Genomic DNA, 21,925 nt, shown 5'->3' with positions numbered 1-21,925 from the left:
TTTACCAGGCAGCTGCTGAGCCGCTGTCTTCCGGAGCAACGTCCATGAAAATGAAGATCGCCATCTCTGCCGCCGTATTGGCCGCACTCGCCGCGGGCGCCGGCCTGCTGCACTTTACCCATCTCTACCCCATCCAGAAGGCAGCCGCTGCGCCTGTTCCGGCGCCACCCGTTCCGATCGTTGCCGGCACTGTAACCCGGCATGATGTTCCGATCTATCTGACGGGCGTCGGCACAGTGATTGCTTACAACACGGACATTGTCCGGGCCCAGATTCAAGGGCAGATCATCAGCATCAACTTTACCGAGGGTCAGCAGGTCCATGCGGGCGATCTGCTTGCACAGATCGATCCGCGGCCCTATCAGGCCTTGATCGATCAATATGCCGCCAATCTGGAACGCGATCAGGCGCAGCTCGCAAATGCGCGGGCCAATCAAGTCCGTTACAACCAGCTCGGCGACAAAGGCTGGGCGACGCCTCAGTTGATTGAAACGCAAAATGCGCAAGTCAGCCAGCTGCAGGCGGCGATCAAGGCTGACCAGGCCCTGATCGACGCTGCAAAGGTGCAGCTTAGCTTCACGCGGCTTACGTCTCCAATCAACGGGGTCGTTGGCATTCGCCAGATCGACGTGGGCAACATTATCAGTCCGTCAAGCACGAACGGCCTCTGTGTCGTGACCCAGTTAGACCCGATCTCGTTGATCTTTACCCTGCCAGAGACCGTTCTTCCGCAGATCCAGCAGCAGCAGCGGAAAGCGAACACGCCTCTTTCCGTCCTGGCCTACAACCAGGACAACACGATTCGGCTTGGCGAGGGGCAGCTCGGACTCGTCAATAACGAGATCCTGCAGACCACCGGCTCGATCCAGCTCAAGGCGAACTTTCCCAACAAGGAGCGCGGCCTCTGGCCCGGCGAACTCGTCAATGCAAGACTGCTGCTCGATACGCGGCACAACGGCCTGACGGTCCCAGCCGCCGTCGTCCAGCAAGGACCGAACGGGCCATATGCCTACGTCGTCAATCCGAACGACACGGTCTCCATCCGTCAAATCAAGGTAGCGCAGGTCAGTGACGGACAGGCGCTGATTGATTCCGGTCTCGAAGCTAACGAGCAAGTCGTGGTTGACGGACAGTACAAGCTGCATCCGGGAACGCACGTGGTCCTGCTCCATGGCAAGGCCGCCCAGGAAGCCGCTGCTCAGGACGCATTGCAGGCACCCATCCCATGAACATCTCCGCGCCCTTCATCCGGCGACCGATCGCGACCGCGTTGCTGATGATCGGATTGTTGGCTGCCGGACTTGTCGCCTATCCGTTGTTGCCGGTGGCTGCACTGCCGAACGTCAACTATCCGACGCTAACCGTCACCGCACAGATGCCCGGCGCCGACCCGCAAACGATGGCCTCTTCGGTCGCCTCGCCGCTCGAGCTCCAATTCGGGGAAATACCCGGTCTCACGCAGATGACGTCGGCGAGCGCGCTCGGCTACACCCAGGTCACGCTGCAGTTCGACTTGAACCGCCAGATCGACGGCGCCGTAAGCGATACGCTTTCGGCCATCAACGCGGCAAGCCCGTATCTGCCCACCGGCATGCCCTATCCGCCGACGATCCGGAAGGTCAATCCGGCCGACACACCGATCCTCGTGTTGGGTCTCACCTCGGACAGCCTGCCGCTTACCACAGTCGACGCGTATGCCGAGAACATCCTGCTGCAGAAGATTTCACAGATCCAGGGCGTGGGCCTTGTCGGCATCGGCGGCCAGCAGAAGGCCGCGGTGCGTGTCCAGGTCGATCCGCAGGCGCTGGCCGCACGCGGCATCAACCTGGAGGACGTTCGTACTGTCCTTGGCCAGGCCAATGTCGATTTGGCCAAGGGAACGCTCAACAGCCCACGCCAGACATATACGCTCAATACCAACGATCAGTTGTTCCATCCGGATCAATATGCCGATCTGGTCATTGCCTATCGCAACGGATCGCCGGTTCGCATTCGCGATATCGGACGCGCCGTTAGCGCCGGTGAAAACGATCTGATCGCGGGCTGGTACAACAACAAGCGCGCCATCATTCTCGCCGTGCAGCGTCAACCCGGGGCCAACGTCATCGAGACGGTCCAGCGGATCAAGGCAATGATGCCGACCCTCCAGGCGTCGATCCCAGCCGCCATCAAGATAAACGTCGTTTCAGACCGCACTCAGACGATCCGCGCTTCGGTTGCGGACGTGCAGTTCACGCTACTCCTGACAATCGCACTCGTCGTCATGGTGATCTTCATATTTCTTCGCAGCTTCTGGGCAACCATTATTCCAGCCGTCACGGTACCGCTCTCGCTGATCGGCACTTTCGCGATCCTCTACGAAATGGGCTATAGCCTCGACAATCTGTCGCTGATGGCGCTGTCCATCGCCGTCGGGTTCGTGGTCGATGACGCCGTCGTCGAGATCGAGAATATCACGCGGCACATCGAGGAGGGTTTGTCCCCGTACGATGCCGCGATGAAGGGATCCGGCGAGATCGGCTTCACGGTCATGGCGATCACGTTCTCGCTTATCGCCGTTTTCATTCCGCTCTTCCTGATGAGCGGCTATGTCGGCCTCCTGTTCCGCGAATTCGCAATTACCGTGAGCGTCGCACTGGTGCTCTCCCTGGTGATCTCCAGGACCCTGACGCCGATGATGTGCGCTTACCTGCTCAAACCCGAGAGCCATGAGCACGGCCGCCTCTACCGCTGGTCCGAGCGCGGGTTCGATCTGCTGCTCAATGCTTACGAAGCAGGTCTGAAAGTCGTGCTGCGGCATCGCTTCATCACCTTGATGGTGATGATCGCTACCATCGTGGTGACCGGATATCTCTATGTCATCATTCCCAAGGGCTTCTTCCCTCAGCAAGATACCGGCCTGATCCTGGGTCAGTCCGAAGCAGCTCAGGACATCTCGTTCCAGGCGATGGCAGAGCGCCAGCAAGCCATGCTCGATGCGGTCATGCGAGACCCTGCCGTTGCATCGGTGGGCTCGGCGGTCGGCGCCGGCGGCGGCACCTACACCGTTAACGACGGCCGCGTATTTATCCAGCTCAAGCCGGCCGATCAGCGCGACCCGATCGCCAAGGTAATCGCACGACTCCAGACCAATCTTGCCAATATCCAGGGCATCACTCTCTACATGCAGCCAGCGCAGGACATCACCGTCGGCGCGCGGCTGAACAAGACCCAGTTCCAGTACACCATGAACGATGCCGATCAGGGCGAGCTCAGCCATTGGGCGGGCCTGTTTCTCGACAAGATCAAGACGCTGCCCACGGTTGCGGACGTCACGACCGACCAGCTCAATGCCGGACCGCTGCTCGACATCACGATCAAGCGCGAGGTGGCCTCGTCCTACGGCATCCTGCCGTACACGATCGACAACACGCTCGACGACGCATTCGGTCAGCGGATCGTCTCGACGATGTACACGGCCCTGCAACAGTATCACGTCGTTCTGGAGGTCAACCCGAAGTTCCAGTATGGGCCCGAAGCGCTCAACGGCATATACGTCAAGTCGTCGAGCGGGCAGCAGGTGCCGCTTTCAACGCTGGTCGACTCGGTGGTGAAGGTCTCGCCGCTCGTCGTGAACCACCAGGGACAATTTCCCTCCGTGACGATCTCGTTCAATCTGGCGCCCGGAGCCGCAATTGGTGAGGCGGTGAGCGGCATACAATCCATCGCAAAGGAGTTGCATCCGCCGCTGTCGTTGCAGACAAGCTTCCAGGGCAACGCCCAGGCGTTCGGCGCCTCGCTGAAGAGCACGCCGATCCTGATTGCCGCGTCGCTGTTCGTGATCTATCTCATCCTCGGCGTGCTCTATGAAAGCACGATCCATCCTATCACGATTATCTCCACGCTACCCTCGGCGGGCGTCGGCGCACTTTTACTCCTGATGGCCGCTCATTTCGACCTGAGTGTGATCGCAGTGGTCGGGATCATTCTGCTCATCGGCATCGTCAAGAAAAACGGCATCATGCTTGTCGATTTCGCGATCCAGGCCGAGCAAGCCGACGGCCTTACACCGGAGCAATCGATCTACCAGGCCTGCATCAAGCGCTTTCGTCCCATCCTCATGACGACGATGGCAGCGCTTCTTGGTGCCGTGCCGATGATGATTGGTACCGGCGTCGGATCGGAGATCCGTCAACCTCTGGGCTACGCGATCGTTGGCGGTCTCGCATTGTCGCAGGTGCTCACGCTCTACACCACGCCAGTCGTCTACCTTTACCTCGATCGGCTACAGAATTGGCTGTTCGGTGCACGACGGCATCAAACAGCATCGCGCGACGTCCATCCGGAGCCTGCGGAATGAGCGAGAGCCACGCCAATCGCATTGTATTCATCAGATCTCGTGATCGGATCGATCTGAAAAATGCGTTGGTGTGCCATCGTGGCGCTCCTACCTCATAGGCAGCAAGGCGGGCCTTTCGAGCAATGCTCGATCGGTTCACCAGCAAGCAATTTGAGGAGATACTGAATGTCGCTCGATAGCTCACGCCGCTCCGCCCTTGTCAGCTTGGGCGCATTTGCAGCCGGGACCGCTGCGCTTGCAGCCCGTCCCTCGCGTGCCGCCACGACCGCGCAGATCATCCCGCCCGGCGCGCAGGAGCTCGCCGATTTGATGGGCCGGCTGCGCCGCGCGCCGCGCCGACGCGATTTCAAGATGGTGCCGATGATTCTCCGGCAATCCGCGTTCTGGGATAGCGACGCGCTCAAGGAGATCATCGCCTATCGCGGTGCCCGCAAGCAGGTGTGGGACAACACCAATCTCGCGGGTCCCTGGCTCAACTTGATGCGCAACTCGATCAATGCGCAGATCTTTTCCTTCGCACACAAGGACTTTCTGGCGGTCTCCGCCACGCATGGTACGGCGCACCTCGCGTTGTTCGACCAAGCGATGTGGGAGAAGTATGAACTCGCGACGCTGACCGGCAACGGCTTCAAGACCAACACGCTGGCAATGCCGAAGCCGGCCCCGAGTGCTTTCGCGCAGAGCGAGAATCCCGATAGCGTATTCGGACCGATCGGCGACACCATCCCGGCGCTGCAGGAGCGCGGCGCTGTCTTCCTGGCTTGCCACAACGCGATCTGGGAAGTGACGGCAAAGCTGATCAGCTCCGGCAAGAACCCGGATCATGCCTCGCACGAGGCGGTGGCTGCCGAGCTGACCAATCATCTGATCGATGACGTCGTGCTGACCCCCGGAATAGTTGCGACGATTCCGGAGCTGCAGCAGGCCGGCTTTCACTACGCCACGTGATCAAATCAAATGCGCAAAGCAGCCATCGTCACCGCACTTGCCGCCGCCCTGCTCCTTCCGTTCGTCGCACGGGCCGCGGAGCGGGTCCAAAACGATTCCATCTTTCCTCCCTGGCAACACGGCGAAAACAACGATGCCGCACAACGCGGGCTCTCGTTTACGGTTCCGGACGTAGACGATCTCGCCGATTTCCATGGCGACGTATCCAACCCGAAGCTCGTGTTGTACGTCGGCGGCAATTACTTTTTCGCTATGGCGCCACTGATCGCGGCGTTTGAGAAGCAACATCCGGAGTTCAGCGGCAGGATCTATTGGGAGACGCTTCCGCCCGGCGTCCTCGAAAAGCAGATCGAGACCGGCGGGACCGTTACCTCCGGCAACATGACCTGGACGGCGAAGCCGGATGCCTATCTTGCGGGGCTCAAGAAGGTCCAGAATCTCATCGATCGGGGCCTGTTGACAGGCCCGGCCGTTCCCTACGTGACCAATTCCCTCACGATCATGGTGCCGTCCGGCAATCCCGGCGGCGTCAAGACTCTCTCCGATCTGGCGCGGCCCGACCTCCATGTCGTGATGCCCAATCCGGAATTCGAAGGTATCGCCCGCCAGGTCGAGGCCTCATTGAGGAAGGCGGGCGGCGAGGCGCTGGCGACGACCGTGTACAAAACCAAGGTCGCCGACGGCAGTACGGTTCTGACACAGATCCATCACCGGCAGTCGCCGCTCTTCCTGATGCGGGGGCGCGCGCAGGCGGGCGTGACCTGGCAATCGGAAGCAGCCTTTCAGGAGCAGGCCGGCAATCCCATCGCCCAGGTCGACATCCCACCAGCGCAGAACACAACGGCGATCTATGCCGGCGCCGAAGTGCGGAGCGCGCCGCATCCGGAGGCGGCACAACTCTGGCTTTCCTTCGTCCGCTCGCCCGCGGCGCTCTCGATCTTCGAGCGGTACGGATTCCAGCCGTTCGCGGGCACTACATCGGCGGGCTGATCGATCAAGGAGATGCACTCATGGCCACTCTGTCCCTCACACCCGCTTCCCATATCGTGCGTTCGGTTGACAACGCCGCGGGCCTGACGGAAGCGCAGGACTTATGGCGAACGGCCTCGCTCGCCATGATGTCGGTCCGCATCATCCAGGGATTCATCTATTGGGGCGGCGGATCTCGGCGCTTCATCTATGCGCCCTCGAAGCTCAACCCGGACGCGCCCACCTGGATGGCGAACAAGTTTCAGACCGCAATGCCTGGCGCGCTGTTCGGAACCGATCACCTGATCAGTTTCATGCTGCACCACTTCTGGCTGCTCTATGCCGGCGTGATCCTGTTCAGCGCCGCTGAACTGATCGTCGGAGCGATGCTGATGGCAGGCGCCCTGACCCGAGCGGCCGCTTTGGTGTCGATGGGATTTTCCGTGCTGTTGATGGCGATGTTCGGCTGGCAGGGCGCGACCTGCATCGACGAATGGACCATGGCCGCCTGCAATCTCGCGATGGGGGCAACACTGCTGCTGGGCGGCAGCGGCGCCTATTCGATCGAAAACGTCCTGATCCGGCGCAACCCCGCGCTCACCGGGAAGCGATGGTTTCACTGGATGGCCGGAAGCGTGCCGTTACCCCTGAAGGACATCGCGTTCCGCAACCTCGCGCTCGCCGTCCTTGGCTTTGTCCTGGTGTTCGACATCGGCACCTACAGCTACTATCGCGGCTCAGTGGTGACGCCATTCCATGGCGGACCGGTCAGCCCGACGAAGCATCATCTCACCGTTAGCCATGCCAGATCGCTGGCTGATGGCTCCATTCGCTTTCACGTTTATCTCGATGCCGGCACGCCGGAAGCGCCGGAGCATGTCGTCGCAGCCGATCTGATCGACACGGGTAACGAGCCCGTCGCGCGCTACGACGCCGCCGTCCTCTCGACCTTGCCAAAGACTGCCTTCGTCAACGATTACGCCTACAACAAGTTTGCGCCTGGCCCCTTCGGGATCCGGGCATCGTTGGGAGCTGCCGCGTCGGTGACACTGCCCCCGCCGGCCTCTGCCGCCGCTCTCCAGGCAAGATCGCTCCGGCTCACGGACGTCGACGGACGCAGTTTTTCGGCGCCGCTCGGTCCGGCGGTCACGGATCAACTCCAGTGATTCAGCAGTCCACACTGGACGCCCCGTCAACTTTGAGGATGAGGCGCCGTCAAAGTACCTAGGCAGGTCCCAGAGCCGGTGATCGAGCCGAAGCAGTGAGGTCAGCTGTGCGAGACGGCAAGGCCGGCACACCCATCAACAACAGGCCTCAAGCTTGCGTTGAATTGCCTGTCCGATGCCGCCCGAAAGTGGCGACGATCGTGATCTTGCGAACCGAGGGCGAGTTTCGATCTGGCCCGGCCGAACGCAGTACTCGAAGGCAGAGTGACAGGCGCGGAAGAGGCGGGATGTGCAGCGGACCTGATCGATGGCACCCCTCTGCACGCCCGTAACCAGGCCTAGTCGCTCCGTTCGCCGGACCGGGTCAGACAGATTGCGGGAGGCGGTTACCGGCCGCCCGGCAGGTGCTCCCGCTAATCCGTAAGGGCTCCGCTAAGCCCCTGACACGCCAAGTTTCAAGGGCGCATTGGCGCTGTCGAGGAACTCAACTGTGGTGAACCACAAGTCGGTATCGCCGACGTTTTCGAGATCGTGGATCTTGTATTCACCTTTGCCATAGACGAAGTGACGCGTCTCACCGGCCGAGTAGACGGCTTCGACGATCGTCCCGTCCTCCGCATGTGACTGCGCCCGGCCCGGCGTTACCGCGGTCCAGAAGTAGTCCAGCACGTGGCGATGGAATCCGATGCGTTCACCCGGCGCAAGCCGGATTTCCCAGACGCGCACGCGCTCGGTTTCGGACAGGAGTCGCGTCCCGACCCGCCCGTTGAGCTGGTTGGTATCGAACTCCTTGCGGATGGCGTCAGGCCAGGCCACCCTTCCCGTTTCGATCGCGTCGGTGCTCATTGTTGTGCCTCCTTGGGATAAGTGATCCACGTTGCGTTACTCGACGCCGACCCCGGTCTGGGCACGGACGTGCTGCGCGCCGAACGAGGCGCGGACGGAAGCGGCCGCCGCACTGCGGTCTAGCACCGACACCGCCCATGATACGGCGAAGGCGAGAGGAACCGAGACCAGGGCCGGATTGTCGTAAGGGAATGGTGCAGGCCCGAGCTTCAACGTCGCGGTCCATACGCCCGGGCTGAGGGCGACCAGTCCCACCGATGCAAGCAGGCCGGCGAGCGACCCGCTCACGGCGCCGCGCGTCGTCAGGTCAGGCCAGACGATCGACAGAAGGATCACCGGGAAATTCGCACTCGCCGCGATCGCAAAGACCAATCCGACCATGAATGCGATGTTCTGGTTCTCGAACAAGACACCCAGACCCATCGCAATCAGGCTGATCGCAACCGCGGCAGCCTTCGAGACGAGCACTTCCTCATGCTCGCTCGCACGGCCCCTGCGGATCACGCGGGCATAGAGGTCGTGGCTCGCCGCCGAGGCTCCCGCGAGCGTCAGGCCCGATACGACAGCGAGGATCGTCGCGAACGCCACCGCCGAGATGAACCCGAGCAGCAGCGATCCGCCGACGGCATCGGCCAGGTGCAGAGCCACCATGTTGACGCCGCCAACGAGCCCGCCCGACGCATCCCGAAACTGCGGGTTGGCCGAAACAATCGCGATGGCGCCGAAGCCGAGCACGAACAACAGGCTGTAGAAGATGGAGATGAACCCGGTCGCGACCAGCACCGATGTACGCGCCTGGCGGGCATCGCTCACGGTGAAGAAGCGCATCAAGATGTGCGGCAACCCGGCCGTGCCGAAAATCAGGGCGAGCCCGAGGGAGATCGCCGATACCGGATCCTTGACAAGTCCGCCCGGCGCCATGATGGCGTCGGCCTTCGGATGCAATGTCACGGCTTCACGGAACAGCGCCTCCAGACTGAAGCCGAAGTGCCCGAGGATCAGGATCGACATCAGGACCGAGCCCGACATCAGCAGGATGGCCTTGATGATCTGCACCCAGGTCGTCGCGAGCATGCCTCCGACCGTCACATAGATCATCATCAGCACGCCGACGATGCCGACCGCGTAGATGTAGGGAAGCCCGAACAACAGCTGGATCAGCTTGCCGGCCCCCACCAATTGGGCGATCAGATAAAAGACCACGATCACGAGCGTGTTGACGCCCGCGACTGCCCTCACCGGAACTTCGGCCAACCGGTATGCCGCGACGTCGGCAAAGGTGTAGCGGCCGAGGTTGCGCAACGGCTCGGCAATCAGGAACAGGATCATCGGAAAGCCGACGAGGAAGCCGATCGCATAGATCATGCCGTCGTAGCCCGAGGTATAGACGAGTGCGGTAACGCCCAGGAATGTCGCAGCCGATGTGTAATCGCCGGCGATCGCGAGCCCGTTCTGAACACCCTTGAGACCGCCGCCGGCGGCATAGAAATCCTTGGCCGTGCTCGTACCACGCCGTGCAGCCCACCATGTGATGCCGAGACTGATCGCGACGAAGCCGAGGAACATGGCGATCGCCGTCGCGTTCAACGGTTGCCGCGTGCCTGTCGCCGATGTCAGCGCGTCAGCCGCTGCTGGCCCGGAAAGCAGGACGAAAGCAGTTACAAACAAGGCTGCGCAAGCCGGGCGTGATGTCATCGGAGATCCTCCAGAAGCAGCTGACTGAGGCTGTCGAAACGGGAATTGGCGCGCCGCACGTAGACCGCCGTTAACAGGAAGCCGAGCGCGATCAGGCCGACGCCGACCAACACGCCCCAGGTGATCACGGTGCCGCTCCACAACGGATACCCGAGCAGCCGGGGCCAGAACGCGATAGTCAGGATGTAGGTGAAGTAGGCAGCGGCCATGACGATCGACATCGCAACGCCAAGGCGTGTGCGCTCGCTCGCAAGCTGTCTGAACGTCGGATGCTGCTGGATGGTTTGCAAGTCCATGGGTGATCGTCCTCCCTCCGTTGAATTCGCCTAGGCGGCAATGCCGGTTGCCACCGCAGTCTCCGCCATCACCGCCTCGGGGCTGCGATGCCGCTCTGCCATCGCCCGTTCTTCGGCCGTGGCGATTTGCGCCTGCATGTACGCGCCGAGATGGCGGGCGCGCCGCACGACTGCGGCCCCAAACGGAAGCCGGCTCGATTCGAATTTCGCGAGCGCCGCCGGCAGATCGGCCGGAAGGGCGCGCAACGCATCGACCAGAGCCGCCGCATCCGCCGCGGCTTTCGTCACGCCCATGCCGACATGGGGCCTCGCCACGAACGCAGCATCGCCAAGGATGACGGTGCGGGATCCGAGCGCCATGCGCGGTGTCTCGAGATCCAGGATGGCCTGGATGAAGGGCTGAGACGTGAGGTGAACGACCTCGGCGAATTGCGGCGCCAGCAGCCGCTCCGCGTCCCGGCGCATCGCGGCAATCACATCGGATCGAATCCTGGTCGGCGGAATCGACAATGGCTGCCTGACACCGTCGATATCCGTCAGCAGATCCGCCAGTCCCCGGTCGGCGTCGGCCGGGCGATACCAGACGAAATTGAAGCGGCGCTCGCCGACATCCATCTCTTCGTTGGCCCCGGCAACGGGATAGCCGAGCATCTGCTCCCCGGGAGGCAGGCTGAAGGCGAACCAGTCGCACAGTTCCGCCCGCGTCCGGGCCGACAGGTCCCGCTCGTTGACGAGGCCCCGCCAGGCGACGTAACCGGCGTATTTGGGCTGGACGTTGGCCGCGAGCTGCGTCCTGACGCTCGAGAATATCCCGTCGGCGCCGACCAGCAGGTCTCCCGACGCTTCGGTGCCGTCGGAAAAGCGCGCCACCACCCGGTCGCCGAGCTCCGCAACACCCTCGAGGCTCTTGCCGTGATGGTAGTGTTGCGGCGGCAACGCTGCCTTCAACAGCCCGTAGAGGTGTCCCCAGGACGTCAGCACTTGCCGCAACCCGAGCTCGCCTGCGATACGGCCACTCCGGTCCAGCACGCGCCGCCCCGGAACGACGACCCCGACCGCCGCGGCCGCGGTATCGATGCCGGCCCGGCCCAAGACGTCGAACAATTCCGAATGCGTGACGATGCCCGCGCCTCGGCCCGCGAGCTCCGCACCGATGCGCTCATAGACGTCGACGTTCCAGCCTTCCCGCCGCAACAGCAACCCGGCGAACAGGCCGGCCATCGATCCGCCGATCACAAGTGCCTTCGGCGGCACTGCACGCTTCCAGCGATCGTCGCTCATGAGCATCCTCCTTTCGCTGATCGGTTCGCGCGAACTGACGTTTATTTATCACTTGATCAATTCATGACATGGCACTGATCCAAGTCAATAGCTATTTATCAAATGATAAACAAAAAGTGATGGCGCCGCTTCCGGTCGGCCCTGGCGGCAAATCGGTGTATGAAGGCACGAAAGTGCCCTCTAACCGACGAATCAGACGTGAAGCAGGCCAGAAGAGCGCGTCTTCCGACGCCGATCCGAGAACAGCAGAGGCTGGACCCGTCCGAGCGGGAAGCCATCATCGCGCGAGAAGCCGTGTCGTTTTTCGCCGAGCACGGGTTCGAGGGACAGACCCGCGAACTCGCAAAGCGACTTCGCATCACCCAGCCCCTGCTCTATCGCTATTTTCCAAGCAAGGAAGCTCTGATCGAGCGGGTCTATCAGGAAGTTTTTGTCGGACGCTGGAAACCGTCCTGGGAGAAGATCATCACCGATCGCTCGGTTCCCCTCAAGGCCAGGCTGATCCAGTTCTATCGCGAATACGCCGAGGTCATCCTCACCTACGAATGGATCCGCCTGTTCATGTTCGCGGGCCTCAGGGACCTCGGACTGAACGCCCGTTATCTCAAGATGCTGCGCGAACGTGCGTTCGAAAGGGTGATCGAGGAGATCAGGTTCGAATACGGACGTCCCTCGACCGATGAGCTGCCGACCACCGATCTCGAAGTCGAGATGGTATGGGGCCTGCACGCCGCGATCTTCTATCTCGGGGTTCGCAAGTTCATCTACTCGATGCCCCTGGAAACCGACGTCAATTCGATCATCGATGCAAAGGTGACGACGTTCCTGGGCGGCGTTCGCTTCGTCCTCCCGGCGAAGGCGATCGCCTAGATCCTGCTCCCTCGAGTTACGCGCCGATCGCCTTCCTGATGCGGGCGGGATTGAACGGGAGATCATGCATCCGAACGCCGGTTGCATCTCTGATCGCGTTCGCGATCGCGGCTCCCGTCGGCCCTTGCGCGGCCTCGGCGACACCATAAAAGCCATCGCCGGGCCGATCTATCAGGTGAACGTCAACCGCGCCCGGAACGCTGTCGAACCGCATGATGGGATAGGCGGACCAATCCACCGACGTGACACGGGTGCGATCGAACGTGACCTGCTCGAACAACGTCCAGCTCATCGATTGCAGGATGCCGCCCTCGATCTGGTTGCGGACGCCGTCCGGGTTGACGACCTGCCCCGTATCCACCGCCGCCACGACGCGACGGACGCGAACGGCGCCGCTGAGGCGTACGACCTCGATCTCGACGGCCACCGCGCACCAAGCTTCGAGGTTCTTGTAGCGTGCAAAACCAAAGCCGAATCCGGTGCTGTCCGAGCGCTTGACCCGCGCCGCCCAGCCGAATCGGGATGCCGCAGTTTCGATGACGTCGCGCGCGCGGGGATCGACCGTATGGCGAAGCCGAAACGCGACGGAATCCTGCCCCGAGTGCGCCGCCAGCTCGTCTAACATGCTCTCGATCGAAAGCACGTTGAGGTACCCGCCCAGCGAGCGCATGGAGGAGCCACGCAAGGGCATGTCGGGCAGGAAGTGACTGATCACCTTGCAGTTCGGGATTGCATAGAGCGGAATTGCATTGCGATCGCCGCCGCCCTCGGGCTGCGCCAGTGCAACCGGCGGCGCGAGGGGAGAAGCGTCGGACTTCAGTCGGGCGGCCGTCAGCGTTCCCGGAGGTCCGGGCCGCATCATATGCGACTGGCTCCAGACCTCGTGGTGCCAATCCGCGATCACCCCATCCGGTCCGACCGCGGCGCGGAGCTTGACCACCATGCCGGGGCCGAATGGATCCCAGGCGTGCTCTTGCTCGCGCATCAGCTGCACCCTGATCGGCCGGCCGGGCATCGCGACGGCAAGCATCGCTGCATCGGCCGCGGCGTCGTCGGCGCCATTGTGGCCGTAGCAACCGGCCCCTTCTGCATGAATGCAGCGCACGTTTTCGGTAGGCATGCGCAGCATGCCGGCAATCGCATCGCGAAGGAAGAAAACGCCCTGCGTGTGCGTCCAAACCGTGAGCATCCCGTCCTGGAATTGCGCTATCGCACAGGACGGCCCGATCGATCCGTGGGTGAGATAAGGCCGGCTGAAGCTCGCTTCGACCGCGATTCCCGGCTTGCCCGGACGTCCCTCGTCGTGAATCGTCGTGTCGCGCGAAGGCAGGTTGATCAGGGCGCCCGGCAGGTCCGCGCTATCAGGCAAAGCTTGCTGTTCGATCCAGGTCGTGGTCGCAGCGAGCGTTCGCATTCCCTGAACGGCGGTCCACTCACGGTCAGCGATCACGCCGAGGAAATTGCCGTCGCGCACGACCTTGGCGATCCCGTTCATCCGCTCGACAGGCGCGATATCGAGATCGCGCAGGATCGCTCCGTAGCTCGGGGGACGGATGACACGGCCGTGCAGCATCCCCTCGGGGCGCAGATCCTGAACATAGGCGCTACCGCCCGTCACCTTGGCCGGAATATCAATCCGCGAAACCGGCTGGTTCATCACCGTGAAGTCTGCCGGCGCGGTGAGATGCGACGTTGTGCTCGCTTCCACAGATAACAGTTGATCGCGAACCAGCTCGCCGTATGCAAGGCGAGCGCCGTGCGGGCCGAACACGGCGCCGTTGCGGACCTGGAGCGAGGCCGCCGGCACGCCAAACCTGCGGGCGGCCTCGTCACGGAGGATCTCGCGCGCCTGAGCCGCGGCGTGCCGGATTGCGGTGCCGGAGTCCTGCATCGAATGGCTTGCGGCCGTATAGCCTTCATTCGGCGTCCGTGCGGTATCTGCCGTGACGAGCGAGAGCCGATCGAACGGCACCTTGAGCTCCTCGGCCGCGATCTGGAGCAGTGCCGTCTTGAGACCCTGGCCGAGCTCGGCCTTTCCCGTGAGGATCGTAACCGCGCCCGACGCATCGACGCGAATCCAGGCGTCGATGTTTGGCGTGTCGTCGAGACTTCCGGGAAGACCGTGCTTCGATGGACCTCCGCCGGTGCCGGTTTCGGTCTGCGCACGCGCTCCGGAGAATCGCAAGGCGACAATGAGCGCGCCGGCACCCGCCAATACGCTCCGTCGAGAGACAGCATGCGTCATCGCCCCGCCCTCACCTCGGCAGATCTCTTCTTCAGCTCGTCGGCGGCACGGCGGACCGCACGCAAGATCCGCATGTGAGTTCCGCACCGGCACAGATGCGGCTGCAGTTCGGCCCTGATCGATTCGTCGGTCACGTTCGGATCACGATTGAGCAGCGCCTGGGCGCGCATCATCATGCCGGGGATGCAATAGCCACACTGCGCCGCCTGCTCGGCAATGAAAGCCTGCTGCAACGGGCCTGGCTCCGCCTGGCTCCCAAGCCCTTCCAGCGTGGTGACGGAGCGCCCCTCCAGCACCATCACCGGCGTGATGCATGAGAAGATGGCCTTGCCATCGACGATCACGGTGCACGCGCCGCACTGGCCGAGGCCGCAACCGTACTTTGCGGCGTTCAGCCCGAGTTCGTCCCGGAGAACATAGAGCAGCGGCGTGTCCGGGCTCGCCTTGATGGATCGGCTCTCGCCGTTAACGGTCAGCGTTGTCATGGCGTGTCAGCGGCCCTTCTGCTCATTGTTCCCTTGTCCGGCTCACCAGTTGGCTCTTGCGTCTGCGATCGCCTCGGCGACCCCGTCCCACCGGGTCTTGCCGGCGAACTGGGTACGCAGGTAGTTGGCGAGATCGGAGATCTGCCGGTCGTCGAGAGCATCGCCAAAGCCGGGCATGATCGGACGCGCCGAACCATCGGAGGACGCGGGGATTCCCCGCAGCACGAGATTGATCAGGTTGGCTGGCGTCTCGTCGGCAAGGGCCGTGGAGAGGCCAAGGCTGACGCCTCCCAGCGGCAAAGGTCTGCCGCCCTCATGGCACGATGCGCAAGCGACACCGTAGATCGCTCCACCCGGATCGGACTGGAGGGGCGGCGTCGCAGCTTGCGCACCAGCCACCTGGGGCAATCGTCCGGACCCCGAAGGAGCAGCGATCTTTGCGTCGGTCCGCGCTTCGCTCTTGCCGAGCGAGGCCAGATAGTAGGCCATCGCACTGACGTCGGCGGGATCGACCAGGGACAGATTGTCGGTCACGTTCGACATGGGCCCTTGAGCTGTCCCATGCTGGGGATGCGAGCCACGTGCGAGATAATCCGTCAGGGCCGCCTCATCCCACGGGACCGGCGACGGCGAGCTGCGACCGAGCGCATAGGCACGCCAGCCTTCGGCCACGCCGCCCTGGAAACTCGCCGAGACCTCTTCTGCTCCCATCAGGTTTCGCGGAGAGTGGCAGGCGCCGCAGTGCCCGAGCCCGTCGACCAGATACTTCCCCTTGTTCCACTTCGCATCCTTCGACGGATCGGCGACGAAGCGCTCCTGATGCAGAAACAGCAGCTTCCAGCCGGCGAGCGTCAGGCGGATATTGAGGGGAAACGGCAGTCCGTTTGGCGGCGCCGACGACCGGACCGGATCGAGCGACATCAGAAAGGCATACAATGCGTTCGCATCATCGTCGGACACGCGCGTGAAGTGGTCGTACGGGAACGCCGGATAAAGGTGACGGCCTTCACGATCCACGCCGGACCGCAAGGCGCGAACGAATGCCTGCTCCGACCATCGACCGATGCCGGTCTCCGGATCGGGCGTGATGTTGGTGGAGTGGATCGTACCGAACGGCGTCGGCATCGCAAGTCCGCCGGCGTATGGTACTCCGCCGGTCGCCGTGTGGCACGTGGCGCAGTCGCCAAGCAGCGCGAGGCTTGCTCCACGACGCACCATCACAGTATCGGTGGCCCTGGCTGATCGCGGATCGATCGGAGCGATTGGCGATTCCCAGGCGTAGAGAAGCGCCCCCGTCCCACCGATCGCCCCGACGGCAAGCAGCGCGAGCAGAACTGACCTGAGCTTCATTGCCGTTCCTTCCTCAATGGAAACGCCATATCAGTCCGCTGCAGGCATCGTCTTTTCAGTTTGATGCGGCCCTTGAACAATCTCCCGATGAGGTCGCGACGCTGCGGGACGCCGGCGGCGTGTCGCCGGTTCTGCCAACGACGCTCGACCGGGAGGTCGCACCGCCGCAATGCGTCCGCCGATCCAAAAGCCAGTTCAAAGCATGCGCATTCAGTCCAATACGTTCGCAGGCCAGCCGCGTAACACGTCTTGCGAGAGCTCTTTCATCCGGAAGACCGCGCACTGTGCAGCCCGCTGCACATGACAGCCATTCATTTTGCACGGACTTGTTATTTATCGTTTGATAATTAGCTGCCGATCGTGTTTGAAGTCAAGTGTCCGGCGCGGCGAACAGAAGCTGCGCGCGGACCAGCGAGGAATGCGGCCATGTCGACGTCTGCTCTCAGCACGGATCAACGGGTCCAAGAACTCACCCGCGCACGCACGTTTGCCATGGCGGTTTGTGCGGGCATCGCGGTCGCGAACATCTATTACAATCAGCCGCTGCTGGGCCTCATCGAAGCGAATTATCCGAACTCCTCTGCGATCGGCTTGATACCCACGGCCACGCAGTTTGGCTACGCGGTCGGTCTCCTCCTGCTCGTCCCGTTGGGCGATCTCGTCGAGCGACGTCGTCTTATCGCCGCACAATTCGCCGTTCTGGCGGCAGCACTGGCCTTCGCTGCTGTTGCACCGACCACGCTCGCGTTGATCGCAGCCTCGCTTGTGCAGGGTGTAGCGGCCACGGTGGCGCAGCAGATCGTTCCGTTCGCCGCGACGCTCGCCGACGACAAGACGCGGGGCGCCGCGGTCGGAACGGTCGTCAGCGGAATCCTCGGCGGAATCCTTCTCAGCCGCACGATAAGCCGGCTTCGTCGGATCGCATTTCGGATGGCGCGAGATGTTTTGGCTTGGCGTGCCTTTGGCGCTCGGCGCCGCCGTGCTGGTCCGCACGACCCTGCCCCGCCATCATCCGACGCAGAGCCTGGGATACGCCGCTGCGCTGCATTCGTTGCTGCATTTACTGATCGAAGAGCCGGCGCTTCGCCTGGCCGCTGCGACGCAAGCGATGCTGTTCGCCTCCTTCATCGCGTTCTGGACCGTCTTGTCCCTGCATCTGCAAGAGCCGGCGTTTGGCTTCGGCCCCGAGATCGCCGGCCTGTTTGGCGTGATCGGCGCGTCGGGGATCCTCGCTGCGCCGCTCGCCGGCCGAACGGCCGACAAGCGCGGCCCGCATCTCGTGATCGCGATCGCCGCCGCCATCTCGCTGTCCTCCTGGGTCGTGTTCGGGGGCTGGAACACCGTCGCCGGATTGACCGTCGGAGTGGTGCTGCTGGATGCCGGCGTGAACGCGGCGCTGGTGGCCAACCAGCACCTGATTTTTGCGCTCCGTCCCGAGGCGCGAAGCAGGCTGAACACGGTTTTCATGACGGCCATGTTCATCGGCGGATCGCTTGGATCCCTCGGCGCGAGCTGGGCCTATGCGCACGCCTCGTGGCTCGGCGTTTGCGGCTACGGCGCGGCACTTGCGGCCGCTGGTCTGCTCTTGCAATTGCCGACACTGTTCGGCCGGAAGGCAGCGCGTCACTGACCTCGCCAGGTCGAACGGACGCATTTGGAGATCGCAAGACGTGCAAATCGCGGTCGTCGGAGGCTCCCTCGCGGGATTGTTCACCGCAACGCTGCTGGCCCATGATGGACACGACGTCACCGTCTACGAGCGATCAGTCCATGGGCTCGAAGGGCGTGGAGCCGGTCTGCTGGGCAAGCGTGAGACATTTGCCATTCTGCGCGCGGCCGGCTGCGAACATGTCGCACGCGTCGGGGTGGTTGCGCGGGAACGCATCGTGTTCGGCGACACGGGCCCGACCATCGATCAAGAGATGCCGCCCCAGATGCAGCTGTCGTGGGACTCGATCTATCGCGTGTTTCGAAAGCAGATCGCGGATGGCTCATACGTGCTTGATCGAAAGGTCGAACATCTTCACGAGGAGGCCGATCGGGTCGTCGTTCGCTTCAGCGACGGAAGCGAGACGGCTGCCGATCTCGTCATTGGCGCTGACGGCATAGCGTCCGTCGCGCGCGCCGCGGTCGACGGCCAGGCCGCGGCAAATGTCTACGCCGGCTATGTCGGGTGGCGCGGCCTCTTGCCGGAACGCGACCTGCCGGGCTTCGCGGCCAGCGACCTCCTCGAGCGCTTCGCATACTTCCGCATGCCGCATTCCCACGTGATCGGCTTCCTGGTCCCCGGACCGAGCGGCGAAACCGAGCCCGGAGATCGCAGGTACAACTGGGTCTGGTATCGGCCGGCGATCGGACCGGCGGCGCGCGACGATGTGCTCACCGATCGCGAAGGCCGCATCCACCCATACTCGCTGCCTCCGGGCGCGATCTCCGCACAAGCCCGCGACGGACTCGTCGAGGACGCCAAACGATTGCTGCCGCGCTCGTTCGCTGCGGCGATCGAAGCGACATCCCAGCCGTTCGTGCAAGGGATCTTCGACTACGAAACGGAGCGAATGACCTCGCGACGCATTGCGCTGGTGGGAGACGCGGCATTCGTCGTGCGGCCGCATACGGGGATGGGCATCGCAAAGGCGGCGGCTGACGCCATGGCGCTGCGAAAGCACCTTGCATCGGCGCCGCTCGGAGAGGCGCTCCAGCGATACGATCGGGAACGCAGACAGGCAGGCGCCGCTATCGCCGCGTCCGGCCGCGAGCTGGGTGCGCACCTCGTGTGAGCCCGCCAGTTGGCGAAACAGCAAGTCAGGGAGAAGCAGATGAGCTGGCATCACGATCATGATTTCAGGGTGACGATCAGCGGCGGATCGGTCGCCGGGCTTTGCAATGCAATCACCCTTCGCAAATTGGGCGCGACCGTCACCGTGCACGAGCGCGTGCCGGGTCCAATGCTGGCCCGAGGAGCCGGGATCGTCGTTCAGCGAGAACTGATCCAGTTGCTCGAGGAAAGCGGTGCAGGTCCGCTCCCGTTCACGACCTGCCGCGGCCGGCGATATCTCGACCCAGACGGTGGCGATGGTGTTCTCCAGGACATGCCGCAGGAATTCACCTCCTGGGAAGCCATCCACACGGCGCTGCGGGCAGCCGTTGCCGATGAATGCTATCGGGCTGACTCCGAAGTGATGGCGGTGTCTCAGGCGGGCTCGAAGGTCTCGGCGACGCTTGGCAACGGCTCCGTCGTGGAGAGCGATCTGTTCGTGGCCGCCGACGGTTCGGGCTCGACGGTCCGGCGTCAAATGCTTCCTGATGTCGAGGCCAGATACGCCGGTTATGTTGCCTGGAGAGGCACGCTCGACGAGCGCAACGTGCCTTCCGATCTCCTCCCATTCTTCGACGATCGTTTCACCTTCTCGGAAGCCCGCAATGGCGGCCATATGCTGGCGTATTTCATCCCGGGACCCGACGGAGCCGTGACGGTCGGATCACGTCGGCTCAACTGGGTCTGGTACGTGCACGTCGGTGCCGCCGAGCTCGCGACTGTGCTGACCGACAAGGATGGCACGCGGCATCGATCCTCGCTTCCGCGCGGCACGACGCCGCAAAGAACCGTTGCCGATCTGAGGGCGCGTGCCTTGCGCGAGATCCATCCAAAGATGGCCGCGCTGGTCTCGGAGACGCTGGATCCGTTCCTTCAGAGCATCCTTGACGTGACGGTGCCGAAAACCCTGTTCGGCCGCGTCCTGCTGACCGGCGACGCAGCTTTCGTGGTGCGGCCGCACACGGCCGGAGGGACCGCCAAGGCGGCCTACGAGGCCTCGGTTCTCGCACGCGCATTGAAATCAGCACGCGCGAATGTCGACGTCGCGCTTCAATCCACCGAACGGTTGCAGCTGCAATATGGCAACGCGCTCTACCAATACGGCCTTGCGCTCGGCAATCGCTGGTCACGCGATAGAAGCACCGACTAGCGAGCCTCAGCCGGCGCCCGATCCGAACCGATCGACGAGAAAATCGATGAACAGCCGGACCTTGACGGCAAGATGTCGCGTCGGCGTTGTTGACGCACAGCGACCACGCCGGCTGGATCCAATGGACGCCGTCGTCGCCTGTCAGCTTCCATTGATTGCCCGTCAGCAGGAAGCCGTAGGTCAGGGAGACGTGATCGCACAGATCCTGCGGATGGAGCGGCGTACGATGACGCTTCAGATAGTCGGGCGATGCGCAGACCAGCCGCGCGACGGACGATCTTGGCAGGCGCAGCCGTCTGATCGCTCATTGAGGCCGATACCGGTCGAAATGTCTTGGATTTTCGCCCGATCACGTGGCGGGCCAGACGGACTGGGAGCCACAACCGGCAGCATCCTCACGTTCAACCTGGACGCAATCGTACAACCGCGCGCCAGGATGTGCAATCAGCGGGATTTGTTTTGGATCAACATCGGAACAAGATCGAGCCCGCTCAGCGAGCTCATGTGCACGCGCGCCGGCCGGAATGCACCTCAAATTGAGCGCTGTCGCCTCGGCATCGCTCGCCGCCCACACCGGTCAGGGATCCGATCGCAATGGACGACGCAGGACACGATACGATCAGGGCCAACGGCATCCGCCAGCACTATCGCCACGCGGGTCCGGTCCGCCGGTCATCCTGCTCCATGGCTTTCCCGAGACGAGCTACGCCTGGCGCTTCCAGATTCCCGAGCTTGCGCGGCGATATCGCGTGATAGCGCCCGACCTGCGTGGCTATGGCGACACCGACAAGCCTTCGACCGGCTACGACAAGAGGACGATGGCCAATGACATCGTCAAGCTGGCAGAGGCTCTTGGCATCGACCGGTTCGCACTGGTTGGGCATGATCGCGGCGCGCGGGTTGCCACGCGCCTGGTGAAGGACCATCCCGCGCTGGTCGACAGGCTCGTCGTGATGGACAACGTGCCGACCCGGATCGTCGCGCGCGAGATGAATGCGCAGATCGCGCGGCAGTACTGGTTCTTCCTGTTTCACCAGGTGCCCGACCTGCCCGAGGCTCTGCTGGCGGGCCGTGAAGAGATCTGGCTGCGTCACTTCTTCTCCGATTGGTGTCACGATCCGCGGAGCATCTCCGATGAAGCAATCGCCGCCTATGTGAAGGCCTTTGCCGCCGAGGGCGGCGTCCGCGGCGCCCTGTCCGACTACCGGGCCGGCCCGGAGGACATCGCGCAGGACCTTGCAGATGCCGACAGCAAGATCGCCTGTCCCGTGCTCTCGATCTGGGGAGAGGACTTCGGTGCCGTCGGAAGGCTGTTCGACATGCAAGCGGTCTGGAGCGAGATGGCCGAGAACCTGCAGGTGGCGCCGATCCAGCGCTGCGGCCATCTTCCGCATGAGGAGCAGCCCGAAACGGTGACCAAATTGCTGCTCGATTTTCTCGATGGTTGGACAACCGCCGGCTGATCGC

Annotated in this window: 17 protein-coding genes and 2 pseudogenes; 11 read left to right on the top strand and 8 right to left on the bottom strand. The window is 63.1% G+C overall.

The genetic code is table 11. The annotated features are described in order from the left end of the window. The first annotated feature begins 44 nt into the window (after positions 1-44). The 5 genes from AC066Y_RS34480 to AC066Y_RS34460 all read left to right on the top strand — a co-directional run bounded on the left by AC066Y_RS34480 (position 45) and on the right by AC066Y_RS34460 (position 7,422). Positions 45-1,229 carry an efflux RND transporter periplasmic adaptor subunit gene (locus AC066Y_RS34480; RefSeq protein ID WP_478277757.1) on the top strand — a complete coding sequence of 395 codons (1,185 nt, stop codon included), beginning with the start codon at positions 45-47 and terminating at the stop codon, positions 1,227-1,229. Continuing rightward, positions 1,226-4,339, top strand: coding sequence for an efflux RND transporter permease subunit (locus tag AC066Y_RS34475; RefSeq protein ID WP_478277756.1), 3,114 nt, complete (start codon positions 1,226-1,228; stop codon positions 4,337-4,339). The genes AC066Y_RS34480 and AC066Y_RS34475 overlap by 4 nt, the downstream gene beginning before the upstream one ends. A 165-nt stretch (positions 4,340-4,504) precedes the next feature. Continuing rightward, positions 4,505-5,287 (top strand): thiosulfate dehydrogenase, encoded by a 783-nt coding sequence (tetH, locus tag AC066Y_RS34470; protein WP_478277755.1) that lies wholly within the window; start codon positions 4,505-4,507, stop codon positions 5,285-5,287. Between the two features lie 9 nt (positions 5,288-5,296). Further along, the gene (locus tag AC066Y_RS34465; RefSeq protein WP_478277754.1) at positions 5,297-6,277 is read left to right on the top strand and encodes a substrate-binding domain-containing protein; all 981 of its coding nucleotides are present in this window, start codon (positions 5,297-5,299) and stop codon (positions 6,275-6,277) included. A gap of 20 nt (positions 6,278-6,297) precedes the next feature. Continuing rightward, entirely contained in the window at positions 6,298-7,422 is a 1,125-nt protein-coding gene (locus tag AC066Y_RS34460) for a TQO small subunit DoxD (RefSeq protein WP_478277753.1), read from the top strand. 432 nt (positions 7,423-7,854) lie between these two features. Here AC066Y_RS34460 and AC066Y_RS34455 read toward each other — a convergent pair whose 3' ends face one another. From AC066Y_RS34455 to AC066Y_RS34440, 4 genes are read right to left on the bottom strand one after another with little or no spacing between them, the layout of a single operon-like run. Then, positions 7,855-8,268 (bottom strand): cupin domain-containing protein, encoded by a 414-nt coding sequence (locus AC066Y_RS34455; RefSeq protein ID WP_478277752.1) that lies wholly within the window; start codon positions 8,266-8,268, stop codon positions 7,855-7,857. Positions 8,269-8,304: 36 nt separating this feature from the next. Further along, the gene (gene actP / locus AC066Y_RS34450) at positions 8,305-9,963 is read right to left on the bottom strand and encodes a cation/acetate symporter ActP (RefSeq protein WP_478277751.1); all 1,659 of its coding nucleotides are present in this window, start codon (positions 9,961-9,963) and stop codon (positions 8,305-8,307) included. Then, positions 9,960-10,259: a DUF485 domain-containing protein gene (locus AC066Y_RS34445; RefSeq protein WP_478277750.1), complete on the bottom strand. Its 300-nt coding sequence runs from the start codon at positions 10,257-10,259 to the stop codon at positions 9,960-9,962. Before AC066Y_RS34445 ends, actP begins: the two co-directional genes overlap by 4 nt. 30 nt (positions 10,260-10,289) lie before the next feature. Continuing rightward, a complete protein-coding gene (locus AC066Y_RS34440; protein ID WP_478277749.1) occupies positions 10,290-11,540 on the bottom strand; it encodes an FAD binding domain-containing protein in 1,251 nt (416 codons plus the stop codon). Positions 11,541-11,738: 198 nt separating this feature from the next. Between AC066Y_RS34440 and AC066Y_RS34435 the strand changes: the two genes are divergently transcribed. Continuing rightward, positions 11,739-12,410 carry a TetR/AcrR family transcriptional regulator gene (locus tag AC066Y_RS34435; RefSeq protein WP_456757180.1) on the top strand — a complete coding sequence of 224 codons (672 nt, stop codon included), beginning with the start codon at positions 11,739-11,741 and terminating at the stop codon, positions 12,408-12,410. A gap of 16 nt (positions 12,411-12,426) precedes the next feature. On the opposite strand, the gene AC066Y_RS34430 is transcribed toward AC066Y_RS34435, so the two are convergent. Genes AC066Y_RS34430 through AC066Y_RS34420 form a run of 3 tightly spaced genes read right to left on the bottom strand, consistent with a single transcriptional unit; the run spans position 12,427 to position 16,490 of the window. Beyond that, positions 12,427-14,655, bottom strand: a complete 2,229-nt coding sequence (locus AC066Y_RS34430) for a xanthine dehydrogenase family protein molybdopterin-binding subunit (protein WP_478277748.1) — start codon at positions 14,653-14,655, stop codon at positions 12,427-12,429. Further along, positions 14,652-15,140 (bottom strand): (2Fe-2S)-binding protein, encoded by a 489-nt coding sequence (locus AC066Y_RS34425; protein ID WP_478277747.1) that lies wholly within the window; start codon positions 15,138-15,140, stop codon positions 14,652-14,654. The genes AC066Y_RS34430 and AC066Y_RS34425 overlap by 4 nt, the downstream gene beginning before the upstream one ends. Positions 15,141-15,182: 42 nt before the next feature. Then, a complete protein-coding gene (locus tag AC066Y_RS34420; RefSeq protein WP_478277746.1) occupies positions 15,183-16,490 on the bottom strand; it encodes a c-type cytochrome in 1,308 nt (435 codons plus the stop codon). A gap of 426 nt (positions 16,491-16,916) precedes the next feature. On the opposite strand from AC066Y_RS34420, the pseudogene AC066Y_RS34415 reads away from it, so the two are divergent. The 4 genes and pseudogenes from AC066Y_RS34415 to AC066Y_RS34400 all read left to right on the top strand — a co-directional run. After that, a pseudogene (locus AC066Y_RS34415) lies at positions 16,917-17,333 on the top strand (MFS transporter); the annotation flags it as partial. 118 nt (positions 17,334-17,451) lie between these two features. Then, positions 17,452-18,120 (top strand): MFS transporter, encoded by a 669-nt coding sequence (locus AC066Y_RS34410; protein WP_478277745.1) that lies wholly within the window; start codon positions 17,452-17,454, stop codon positions 18,118-18,120. A gap of 40 nt (positions 18,121-18,160) precedes the next feature. Beyond that, entirely contained in the window at positions 18,161-19,270 is a 1,110-nt protein-coding gene (locus tag AC066Y_RS34405) for an FAD binding domain-containing protein (RefSeq protein WP_478277744.1), read from the top strand. Between the two features lie 39 nt (positions 19,271-19,309). Beyond that, a complete protein-coding gene (locus AC066Y_RS34400; protein WP_478277743.1) occupies positions 19,310-20,458 on the top strand; it encodes an FAD binding domain-containing protein in 1,149 nt (382 codons plus the stop codon). Positions 20,459-20,464: 6 nt separating this feature from the next. Here the strand turns inward: AC066Y_RS34400 and AC066Y_RS34395 are convergent. Beyond that, positions 20,465-20,729 (bottom strand): annotated as a pseudogene (locus AC066Y_RS34395) (type 2 periplasmic-binding domain-containing protein); the annotation flags it as partial. A gap of 265 nt (positions 20,730-20,994) precedes the next feature. Between AC066Y_RS34395 and AC066Y_RS34390 the strand changes: the two are divergent. After that, on the top strand, positions 20,995-21,921 hold the full coding sequence (locus AC066Y_RS34390) for an alpha/beta fold hydrolase (RefSeq protein ID WP_478277742.1): 927 nt from the start codon (positions 20,995-20,997) through the stop codon (positions 21,919-21,921). The last annotated feature ends 4 nt before the right edge of the window (positions 21,922-21,925 follow it).

The sequence above is a fragment of the Bradyrhizobium sp. USDA3010 genome (genome assembly GCF_056429065.1).
Note: the sequence above shows the minus strand (reverse complement) of the source record. Positions and strands in the feature narration are given on the sequence as shown.

Coding starts and splice junctions, on each gene's coding strand:
- AC066Y_RS34480 (WP_478277757.1), top strand. CDS start 45: ATGAAAATGAAGATCGCCATCTCTGCCGCCGTATTGGCCGCACTCGCC.
- AC066Y_RS34475 (WP_478277756.1), top strand. CDS start 1,226: ATGAACATCTCCGCGCCCTTCATCCGGCGACCGATCGCGACCGCGTTG.
- tetH (WP_478277755.1), top strand. CDS start 4,505: ATGTCGCTCGATAGCTCACGCCGCTCCGCCCTTGTCAGCTTGGGCGCA.
- AC066Y_RS34465 (WP_478277754.1), top strand. CDS start 5,297: ATGCGCAAAGCAGCCATCGTCACCGCACTTGCCGCCGCCCTGCTCCTT.
- AC066Y_RS34460 (WP_478277753.1), top strand. CDS start 6,298: ATGGCCACTCTGTCCCTCACACCCGCTTCCCATATCGTGCGTTCGGTT.
- AC066Y_RS34455 (WP_478277752.1), bottom strand. CDS start 8,268: ATGAGCACCGACGCGATCGAAACGGGAAGGGTGGCCTGGCCTGACGCC.
- actP (WP_478277751.1), bottom strand. CDS start 9,963: ATGACATCACGCCCGGCTTGCGCAGCCTTGTTTGTAACTGCTTTCGTC.
- AC066Y_RS34445 (WP_478277750.1), bottom strand. CDS start 10,259: ATGGACTTGCAAACCATCCAGCAGCATCCGACGTTCAGACAGCTTGCG.
- AC066Y_RS34440 (WP_478277749.1), bottom strand. CDS start 11,540: ATGAGCGACGATCGCTGGAAGCGTGCAGTGCCGCCGAAGGCACTTGTG.
- AC066Y_RS34430 (WP_478277748.1), bottom strand. CDS start 14,655: ATGACGCATGCTGTCTCTCGACGGAGCGTATTGGCGGGTGCCGGCGCG.
- AC066Y_RS34425 (WP_478277747.1), bottom strand. CDS start 15,140: ATGACAACGCTGACCGTTAACGGCGAGAGCCGATCCATCAAGGCGAGC.
- AC066Y_RS34420 (WP_478277746.1), bottom strand. CDS start 16,490: ATGAAGCTCAGGTCAGTTCTGCTCGCGCTGCTTGCCGTCGGGGCGATC.
- AC066Y_RS34400 (WP_478277743.1), top strand. CDS start 19,310: ATGAGCTGGCATCACGATCATGATTTCAGGGTGACGATCAGCGGCGGA.